The following is a 6,220-nucleotide window of genomic DNA, read 5'->3' as shown; positions in this document are numbered from 1 at the left end:
ATAAAAGGGAGAAAGCTAATAGAATTCCTTTTAAATTTACTTTTAAGATTTTATAAAGCTCAATCCTCCCATATGCATTACTCGAAATTCTTCTTATGAAACTACAATTTTTTAAACCTTGTTTTCCTATATTACTTTTGGCCACCAGTTTTTCTTGCCCTATACAGGTTCACCCTTTTTGAAAACTCCCAGCTATTATGCAAAAAACTTTCAGCTATTGCAAAAACCAATCTGCCACCATCAAATCCGGTAGTTATCTAAGGAAAAAAGGGAACCGCCATCCCTCAATATGAGAAACAGCGGTCTTCTTATTATTGTTCTTTGATTAAGCCATTCTTATATGCATAAAGCAATTTTTCCAACTCATCAATACTTTCTAATAACTTCTTGCCGATATCCGTATCCCTTACACGAATACGATCCTGTGTATATTGCAGAGCAACAGTTGAGGACAAAATATCCTTTTCCTCCGCAATAGCTACTTCCGTTGAAACAAATGGTTCATGGGAAACCAGAACCAAGCCATGGGAGTTATAAATCAAAGTATATCCAGCAATACCTGTCACCTTCTGATATGCCTTAGCGAATCCACCATCAATTACAAACAATCTTCCCTTAGCCTTAATTGGGCTTTCTCCCTTGGATACCTTAACAGGAACATGCCCATTGATGATATGCGAGGCATCCGGGTCAAGACCAAAGGCAGATAATACCGTTTTACAAACATTCTCCTCGTTTCGCAAAGTGTAATAAGGATTGCTGACTTCCTTATGGGTGGCTTTATCATCAATAAAATACCGCTCAAAAGTTGTCATCTTTTTCTTGCCAAACAGAGGGGAGTCCTCGCCACACCATAAGTACCAAATAATATCCATACATTCACGTTTATTATCACTATGGGGTTTGCTAAAGTAACCCTCTCTTGCTGTTCTTTCTACTTCATCCAAATATTCCTTTCCGGAGTATTGCTTGCCACGGAAGGTTACAGTTTTCAGTGTTCCGTCTTCATTCATAGGAATTCCCCCATGAAATAAAAGGTTGGAGTTGAAAATGGTATACATACTGCCTTTGCTGTAAAGAACCCTTGTGTGTGCTTGTAATCTTTCGCTGTTTACGAAGGAGGATTTTACCTTGTCCATTACAATCTGTTCCTCAGGGGTCAACTTATATGGATCCTTCGGATCAACAGTAGGGAAATTCGCATCATTCATCTGATATTCTTTTCCTTCAATCCTTATGGTTCCTTTTTCAAAATTAATTTTATCCAAAAGCAAACGATTTTCCATCTTGAATTCTGGATGACGCTTGATAATCTGTGCCTCCATTTTCCATTGTATAATGGAAATTGCCTTGTGCATTTTGGCAATCATATCAAAATCTTTATCGCTCATCTCTTCTGTGCCCTTAGGCGAAAATTGCGCACAAGGATCATCGGCATATTTCTCCATTGCAAAGGTTGCCAAGGGAATTAAGTTAATTCCATAGTCCTCCTCAATGGTATCCAGATTGGCATATCTGGTCTGTATTCTCAATACGTTACAAATTAGGGCTTGGCAGCCTGCCGCAGCACCCATCCAAGCGATGTCATGATTGCCCCATTGGATATCAACAGAATGATATCTTGCTAAAATATCCATGATTTCTGCCGCATTTGGACCTCTATCATAGATATCTCCAATCACATGAAGCTGATCTATTGCAAGTCTTTGAATTAGATTTGCCAACGCAATGATAAAACGATCTGCCTGGTCTAAATCAATGATTGTACGTATGATTTCGTTATAGTACATTTCCTTATCACGGCTGACACTATCTTCATGGAGCAATTCCTCAATAATATAAGCAAACTCCATAGGTAGCGCTTTTCTTACCTTAGAGCGTGTATACTTTGAAGAAATCACTTTACAAATGCGAACCAATCTATGTAACGTAATTTTGTACCAGTCGTCCAAATCCTCTTCCAGCTCTGTCATCATTTCCAGTTTTTTTTCGGGATAATAAATGAGAGTTGCCAAAGCCTTTTTTTCACTTTCCCGCAGACTAGCGCCAAAGATTGCGCTGATATGGTTTTTGATAACACCAGAAGCATTTCTAAGAACATGGCTAAAGGATTCCGCTTCCCCATGAATATCCGATACAAAATGCTCTGTGCCCTTCGGTAAATTCAATATGGCTTTGAGGTTCATCACCTCTGTTGCCGCACTATTGACATTTTTATATTGATTTGCCAGTAATTTTAAATATTTCATTTCTTCCTTCGTAAAGGTACAATCTGTCGAGTACATTTTCTGCCACCATTCTTTCCAATTTAAAAATTGTCCTGTTTTATTATAGCAGAGGGATTTTTCTTTTCCTAGACCTTTTTCAAAAAAATTTTCTTTTTTCGGGACATTTTTCGTCCCACTTCGTGAATTGTTGACTTGTTTTTTCTTGGACTTCCTTTTCATTTTTCATGTTTCTTTCATTTTTTTCTAGAAAACTTATGCAGAGTAATGCCTCGAAAAAAAAGAACCTTATCTTTAGGCAATCCAGTTCAGATGCCGAAAATTTTAAAAAAATCGGCATCCTTAAACTTCTCTAAAAAAAGGTTCCATTATCATTATTTTTTTTCTTCATCTATTGTGCTTTCCACGGAATACCCTTTTACTTGTTTTTCTCCCAGTAATACAGCCTCACGATTCATAAACAAGACTGTCATGGCCATACTGGAAAAGCATGCAACAATATATGACAGTGTATAAGATAATATATCGGTTCCGATGTGACGAGGAAGTATTATTTTTACAGTGCCAAAAATCCAATCCCATCCAAATGTGATCAGGGAAATAGTTAGAATCACCAAAACAGTTTGCCAAAACTTTCCCTTAGTCAGCTTAGCACTATATTCTAAGGCTTTCCATCCTCTTTTCTGTCTTAATCCAATGGCATATACATAAAACGTCCAAATAATTCCAAGGTAAACTCCCGGAACGATAAACAGCATACTTGCAACAAAAACCAAAATGAAGAATGGCACTGATGTTATTATGACGCTCCAAAGGCAATTCATGGCCTCCCCTATAATCTCACTCATACGAATAGTTTCACCACAAACACTTTTTTTGGCAATTTTTGCAACGGAAATGACTCCTATTGGCTCTAAAAAAAGATACATTGCAATAAGCAAAAAATAATTCCGGAAGAAGTTTAGAGCCACTTCCTGAAAAGCAGGCATATTATCTAAAATTGCTCCCGAAGTATTAAAGCTGTCTAAAAGTTGTACCCCTATATTCAAACGTTCCATAATCATCGCATTTAAAATACTTATAGGAAAAAACAAAAACGCAACAACAACCATCACCATGGGGAAATTTCCTATAAATAACTTCATGGCCATGGATAAAATATCCATCAATTTTAAATTCTTATTATTAATTGCTTCCAGCATACTTCCACCCTTTCTGACAAAAAAGTCAATAAAACTAGTATACCGCATTCACTAAAAAAAACCAACTGCTTTCTGCCTTGTATTTCTTAAATATTTCCGATACAATAATAAAAAACATAACAATTCAGAAAGTAGTGATGATTTTGAGTCTAATGGGTAAAACCGTTTTCATAACCGGCTCCTCTCGAGGCATCGGCCGGGCAATTGCCCTTACCTTTGCCAAGGCAGGCTGTAATATTGTTTTAAATGCGTCAAAAAGCAAAGAAGCCCTTTTAGAAATGGAGAAACGTCTTATAGAAGATAACGTTCCCGTTCTTGCTCTCCTTGGAGACGTTTCCGATTATGATTGTTGCAAAAAAATGTTTCAATCAATAGAAGATACCTTTGGCAATGTTGATATTTTAGTAAACAATGCAGGAATTTCTCATATTGGGCTGTTTTCAGATATGAACCCTCAGCAGTGGCAAAAGTTGATAGCTGTAAACCTTTATTCTGTATTTAATTGCACCCATCTTGCCGTTACCGATATGGTGCGCAAAAAAAGCGGCTCAATCATTAATATCTCTTCTATGTGGGGTAATGTGGGAGCATCCTGTGAAGCAGTTTACTCTGCCTCAAAGGGTGGCATCGACAGCTTTACGAAAGCAATGGCAAAGGAGCTTGGCCCTTCCGGAATCCGAGTGAATGCCATCGCCTGCGGTGTGATTGAAACACAAATGAATGCATCCTTCGATGAAGAGGAACGAAAAGCTCTGGCGGAAGATATCTCGCTCATGCGTTTCGGAACACCAGAGGAAGTGGCGAAACTGGCGCTATTTCTAGCCCAGGAGGCTTCATCCTATCTTACAGGACAGATTATCACCCTAGACGGAGGCATGCTATAATGAAAAAGAAATTCTTACTATTCGATATTGATCATACCCTCATGGATTTTTCAGCTACAGAAAAAAAGGGGCTGAAAAAGTGCTTCGATTCTTTTGGAATCCCCTTTACCGAGGAAATTTTCTCTTGGTACCTTACCCATAACCGTAAGCTTTGGGCACAATATGAAAGTGGTAAGATTCCTAGAGATATAATCTTTCAAAACCGCTTTTCTGACACCTTTGCGGAATTTTCCATCAATGCAGACGGCAATTTAATGGAAAAAGCATATCGCCAAGCCTTGTCAGAAGGAATTGATTTAATTGATGGCGCACTAGATGTGGTTAAAAAGCTGCATAAAACACATGAGTTATACGTTGTAACCAACGGCCTTGCCTCTACTCAAGAAAAACGCCTAATAGACAGTGGCCTTGCCCCTTACTTTAAGGCAATCTTTGTTTCCGAGGTTATCGGCCTTCAAAAGCCAATGCCAGAATATTTTAATTACTGCTTTGAACGTATCCCAAGTTTTAAAAAGGAAGAAGCCATCATTATCGGCGACTCTTTGTCCTCCGATATTCAAGGTGCCATGGGTGCAGGCATAGATAGTTGTTGGTTTAATCCAAATAGGGTTCACAACGAAACTGCCTTTCAGCCCACCTGTGAAATTCAATACTTAACAGAACTGCTATCTCTTTTCGAAATCCTTTAACATACATAGAAACTTAAAACGGTATCCGCAATCATTTGCAGATACCGTTCCTTTTTGTATTCTTGGGAATTTCTCTCGCCAGATATGGCAGACTTAGACGCTAAATTTACATTTAACACAGAATAAACACTAGAAATAATTATTAATTCATATGCTAAGTGCTTTCCTTATCTTGCTAAAGTAAAAAACATTCGACTCATATCCAACAAACTTTCCCCAGCCAAGAGTGTCATCCCTTAAAATTATTCGATACTCTTCTCCATACAAACTAGGGTTTCCCAAATAACATTTTGGAAATGAAAGAGGCACTTTCCTGCCAGCTCATATCCTAAATGTGAATATAAACGAATGGCTGGTTGATTACCTTCATATGTATCAAGTCTTATGACTTTACACCATCTTTTGCGTGCATATTCCTCAGCAAATGCAACAAACTCTCTACCATAACCTTTACCACTGGAATTCGGTCTGATGCAAAGGGTATGAATCACCAAAACGTCATCATTCTCAGCTGAAATCTTCCAAGAGATATTGGCGTATTCTTTGGGTTGAACGTGGTTCAAAATAATGCTACCATACAATTGCCCCGCATCATCCTGACCAACAAAAAGTGTGCCTTCTTTCAGCGCTTTTTCGGCATCACCTTTTGTTGGATAAAGCCCTTTTTGCCAATTGGTATAACTACCGTTAACCGCTTCAAAATCCAAAACTTCGTGATAGATTGCTTCAACTTCATCCAAGTCATTTACCAATGCTTTACGAATCAAAGTATCACTCCTTCATCATCGTTCTCCTAATTTTAAGCTTGGATTAGCATTTAAATCCAAACCATCCCGCACACCTGCCAAATATTCATAATATGCTGCACACCCAATCATTGCCGCATTATCCGTGCAAAGAATTGGGGAAGGAATGCTAAGCTGGAAGCCTTCCTTTTCACAAGCTTCTTTCATTTTTTCTCTCAGTGCGCTGTTTGAAGCCACTCCACCGGCTAAGGCAATTTTCTGTAGCCCTTTGCCCTTTGCAGCCTTTATAGCTTTTCCCACCAGAACCTCTACAACAGATTGTTGAAAGCTTGCAGCAATATCAAAAGGATTGATTTCTACGCCCAACATCTTTTGCTTGTTGACATAATTTAAAACGGCGGATTTTAAACCGCTGAAACTAAAATCATAACTATCTTCCTCCAAGAAAACACGGGGGAACTTTATGGCATTGGG

Annotated in this window: 6 protein-coding genes; 2 read left to right on the top strand and 4 right to left on the bottom strand. The window is 38.4% G+C overall.

All coding sequences use genetic code 11. The features are described from left to right. Positions 1–311 precede the first annotated feature (311 nt). Positions 312–2,285, bottom strand: coding sequence for a fructose-1,6-bisphosphatase (locus RTK36_RS15230; protein ID WP_312048086.1), 1,974 nt, complete (start codon positions 2,283–2,285; stop codon positions 312–314). A 314-nt stretch (positions 2,286–2,599) separates the two neighbouring features. Continuing rightward, on the bottom strand, positions 2,600–3,427 hold the full coding sequence (locus RTK36_RS15225) for a hypothetical protein (protein WP_312048085.1): 828 nt from the start codon (positions 3,425–3,427) through the stop codon (positions 2,600–2,602). Between the two features lie 137 nt (positions 3,428–3,564). On the opposite strand from RTK36_RS15225, the gene ymfI reads away from it, so the two are divergent. After that, complete coding sequence (ymfI, locus tag RTK36_RS15220) at positions 3,565–4,311, top strand: elongation factor P 5-aminopentanone reductase (protein ID WP_312048084.1); 747 nt, start codon at positions 3,565–3,567, stop codon at positions 4,309–4,311. Then, complete coding sequence (locus tag RTK36_RS15215; RefSeq protein WP_312048083.1) at positions 4,311–5,000, top strand: YjjG family noncanonical pyrimidine nucleotidase; 690 nt, start codon at positions 4,311–4,313, stop codon at positions 4,998–5,000. The genes ymfI and RTK36_RS15215 overlap by 1 nt, the downstream gene beginning before the upstream one ends. A 242-nt stretch (positions 5,001–5,242) precedes the next feature. Here RTK36_RS15215 and RTK36_RS15210 read toward each other — a convergent pair whose 3' ends face one another. Together RTK36_RS15210 and RTK36_RS15205 are read right to left on the bottom strand one after the other, a co-directional pair. Beyond that, the gene (locus tag RTK36_RS15210) at positions 5,243–5,767 is read right to left on the bottom strand and encodes a GNAT family N-acetyltransferase (RefSeq protein ID WP_312048082.1); all 525 of its coding nucleotides are present in this window, start codon (positions 5,765–5,767) and stop codon (positions 5,243–5,245) included. A gap of 15 nt (positions 5,768–5,782) precedes the next feature. Continuing rightward, on the bottom strand, positions 5,783–6,220 hold a 438-nt coding region (locus RTK36_RS15205), incomplete at its 5' end, for a Kae1-like domain-containing protein (protein WP_442871364.1).

This window comes from Anaerotignum sp., from assembly GCF_031981185.1.
GTDB lineage: Bacteria > Bacillota > Clostridia > Lachnospirales > Anaerotignaceae > Chakrabartyella.
The sequence above is the reverse complement of the archived record's forward strand: the minus strand, read 5'-3'. Positions and strand labels throughout refer to the sequence as shown.

Coding starts and splice junctions, on each gene's coding strand:
- RTK36_RS15230 (WP_312048086.1), bottom strand. CDS start 2,285: ATGTACTCGACAGATTGTACCTTTACGAAGGAAGAAATGAAATATTTA.
- RTK36_RS15225 (WP_312048085.1), bottom strand. CDS start 3,427: ATGCTGGAAGCAATTAATAATAAGAATTTAAAATTGATGGATATTTTA.
- ymfI (WP_312048084.1), top strand. CDS start 3,565: ATGATTTTGAGTCTAATGGGTAAAACCGTTTTCATAACCGGCTCCTCT.
- RTK36_RS15215 (WP_312048083.1), top strand. CDS start 4,311: ATGAAAAAGAAATTCTTACTATTCGATATTGATCATACCCTCATGGAT.